At 66.1% G+C, this 442-nt stretch carries 1 protein-coding gene; it reads left to right on the top strand.

Annotation, left to right across the window (positions count from 1 at the left end; all coding sequences use genetic code 11):
- On the top strand, positions 1-442 hold a 442-nt coding region (locus V2J85_RS40755; protein ID WP_330824408.1), incomplete at both ends, for a dipeptide/oligopeptide/nickel ABC transporter ATP-binding protein.

Genomic DNA, 442 nt, shown 5'->3' on the forward strand with positions numbered 1-442 from the left:
GCTGGAGAGGGCCACCTCCGGCGAGGTCTTCTACAAGGGCCAGGACATCACCAAGCTGTCCGGCCGCGCCCTGAAGGCCGTGCGCCGCAACATCCAGATGGTGTTCCAGGACCCGTACACCTCGCTGAACCCGCGTATGACGGTCGGCGACATCATCGGGGAGACGTACGAGATCCACCCCGAGGTGGCTCCCCGGGGCAGCCGGCGGCAGAAGGTCCAGGAGCTCCTGGACGTCGTGGGTCTGAACCCGGAGTACATCAACCGGTACCCGCACCAGTTCTCCGGCGGTCAGCGCCAGCGCATCGGCATCGCCCGCGGCCTCGCGCTCAACCCGGAGATCATCATCTGCGACGAGCCGGTCTCCGCGCTCGACGTGTCGGTGCAGGCGCAGGTCATCAACCTGATGGAGAAGCTCCAGGACGAGTTCAACCTCTCCTACCTC

The sequence above is a fragment of the Streptomyces bugieae genome, assembly GCF_036352915.1.
GTDB classification, from domain to species: Bacteria; Actinomycetota; Actinomycetes; order Streptomycetales; family Streptomycetaceae; genus Streptomyces; species Streptomyces endophytica.